The organism is Pseudomonas sp. HMWF006 (genome assembly GCF_003061205.1).
GTDB classification, from domain to species: Bacteria; Pseudomonadota; Gammaproteobacteria; order Pseudomonadales; family Pseudomonadaceae; genus Aquipseudomonas; species Aquipseudomonas monsensis.
On sequence record NZ_QAIU01000074.1, the window covers coordinates 1 to 2,599 of the forward strand.

General features: G+C 60.6%; 2 protein-coding genes. Both read left to right on the forward strand.

What is annotated here, in order from left to right:
* Positions 1 to 159 precede the first annotated feature (159 nt).
* Positions 160 to 1,584: an aldehyde dehydrogenase gene (gene aldA, locus DBR24_RS02870; RefSeq protein WP_128613843.1), complete on the forward strand. Its 1,425-nt coding sequence runs from the start codon at positions 160 to 162 to the stop codon at positions 1,582 to 1,584.
* Positions 1,585 to 1,740: 156 nt separating this feature from the next.
* On the forward strand, positions 1,741 to 2,599 hold an 859-nt coding region (locus tag DBR24_RS02875), incomplete at its 3' end, for an MFS transporter (RefSeq protein ID WP_146188939.1).

Below are 2,599 nucleotides of genomic sequence, written 5' to 3' on the forward strand. Positions count from 1 at the left end.
CCACAGGCCTTTTGTAGGCGTGAGCCTGTAGGGGATTTGTGCTGATGCGAGGGTAACCTGCATTTTTCGAATGTTTGCCCGCCCTTTAAATCGTTTGTTCAACCCGCCACCGATGACAAGACTGGTGGCACTGATAAAAACAAACGATGGGCGAAGCACATGCGAATCGAGCGAAATTTTGTTAACGGCCAGTTTGTCGAGCCTGCCAGCGCGGCGTTGATCGCGGTCTACAACCCGGCCACCGAAGCGTTGCTCGGCCATGTGTCGGCGGCAACCACCGAAGAAGCCACCGCAGCCGTCGATGCTGCGGCGACCGCACAAAAAGTCTGGGGCAAACTGACCAGTATCGAGCGCGCCGAACACTTGCGCGCCTTCGCCGCCGCGCTTGAGGAGCGTGCCGAATCCATCGGCGCCGCCCTGGCCGCTGAATCCGGTAAAAGTCTCAGCGACGCGAGCAACGAAGCGCGCTATGCCGCGCAAATCACCCGTTACCACGCCGAGTGGGCCCGGCGCATCGAAGGCGAGATCATTCCCAGTGACAGCCCCGACGAAAACCTGTTTCTGCACCGCGAGCCGATCGGCGTCGTCGCGTGCCTGATTCCGTTCAACTACCCGGTCTACACCTTGCTACGCAAGATTGCCCCGGCGCTGATTGCCGGCAACACGGTGGTGGTGCGCCCGAGCAACAACACCCCGACCTCGGCATTCGAAATCGCCCGAGCCGTGCAGCAGTCGGGCATGCCGGCCGGTGTGATCAATATCCTGACCATGGATCACGCCACCGCTGCCACGGTGTGCACGCATAAAGCTGTTGGCCTGATCACCTTGACCGGCAGCGTCAACGCCGGGCGCATTGTCCTCGACTACTGCAAGGCCAACATCGCCAAGCCGTCGCTGGAATTGGGCGGAAAGACCCCGGCCATCATCGAAGCCGATGCTGACCTCGAAGCCGCCGCCAGCGCGATCATCGCCTCCAAGACCACCCACTGTGGGCAGTTATGCACGGCGGTGGAGCGGGTCTACGTGCAGGAAAGTGTCCACGACCGATTCCTCGCGCTGCTCAAGGCCAAAATCGCCGAGGTCAAGTTCGGCGACCGCGCCACGGATGCCAGCCTGATGGGGCCGCTGGTCAACGCCAGTTCGCAGCAGAACATCCACGCCATGGTTGAGCGCGCCATCGCCGCTGGCGCCGTGCTCGAAAGCGGCGGCGTGCTGCCGCAAGGTCCCGGACATTTCTATCCGCCGACCCTGCTCAGCGGGTGCTGCCAGGACATGGAAATCGTTCAGGAAGAAATCTTTGGCCCGGTGCTGCCGGTGCTCAAATACCGCGACATCGACGAAGCGCTGGCCCTGGCCAACGACCACCAGTTCGGCCTGGCGTCGGTGCTCTACACCGAGAACTACCGCACCGCGCAGAAAGTCGCCAACGCCATCGAGGCGGGCGAGTTGTACGTCAACCGCACCCCGGCTGACCCGTATCAGGGCTATCACGCCGGCTGGAAACGCTCGGGCCTGGGCGGCGATGACGGCAAGCACGGGATGCTCGAATTCACCCAGACCCGACTCGTGGTCATGAAGTACTAGAAAAGCAGCTGCTAGCTGCGAGCTTCAAGCTGCCAGTAAGGGCAAACGGTGACGGGCTTTGGCTTGCCGCTTGTAGCTTGAAACTCGCAGCTGATTTTATCTAATAAAAACAATTATCAGGGGCGCCCGGAGCACGGGTTGCCCGAGGTCACTTCAATGTCCAAGCATGCATCCTCTGCTGCCGCTGTTCAGGGTTCCAACTCGGCTGTGAAAAGCCAGAGCGACAAGGGAAGTCGCTATTTCCAATTGATGTTGCTGGTGCTGGCCGCCGGCGCGATCTACCCGATTCTGTACCTGCGTCAGGTCTACCAGACCACGATGCTCGAAGTGTTCCAGATCAGTCACAGTGAACTGGGCTATCTGTACTCGATGCTCGGCACGATTTTTCTTCTCAGTTATTTGCCCAGCGGCTGGCTGGCGGATCGCATTGCACCGCGCTTTCTGATTTTCTTCTCGCTGGTGGCGACCGGGGCACTGGGCCTGTGGTACTCGACGGCGCCTTCGCTGACCGGGCTGATGATCATCTTCGGTTGCTGGGGCCTGACCACCGGTTTGACCTTCTGGGCCTCGGTGCTCAAACGGGTGAAGATGATTGCGCACCCTACCGAGCAAGGGCGCTTCTTCGGCATCCTTGATGGTGGTCGCGGTCTGGTCGAGGCGCTGCTGGCGACGGTTGCGCTGGCACTGTTCGCCTTTGCCACCGAAACCCGCGGTGAGTCGACTGCCGAAGGCTTCAGGCACGTGGTCTATCTCTACGCCTTCACCTGTATCGCCATCGGCTGTGTGCTGGTGCTGATCAAGGATCCGAAGTCGATGGCGGACACGCCGCCGGTGGAGAAGGGCAAGTTCAATCTGCTCACGGATCTGGCGACGCTGGTGAAGATTCCCGAGCTGTGGCTGGTCACTGCAATTGTGTTTTGCGGCTATCACATCTTCTGGGCCACCTACAGTTTCTCGGACTACCTGCAAGGCAGCGGCCTGACCGCCGTCATGGCGGGCACCATCACCACCATCA

Bases quoted from the DNA above. Each gene is read 5' to 3' on its own strand.
- aldA (WP_128613843.1), top strand. From the start codon at position 160: ATGCGAATCGAGCGAAATTTTGTTAACGGCCAGTTTGTCGAGCCTGCC.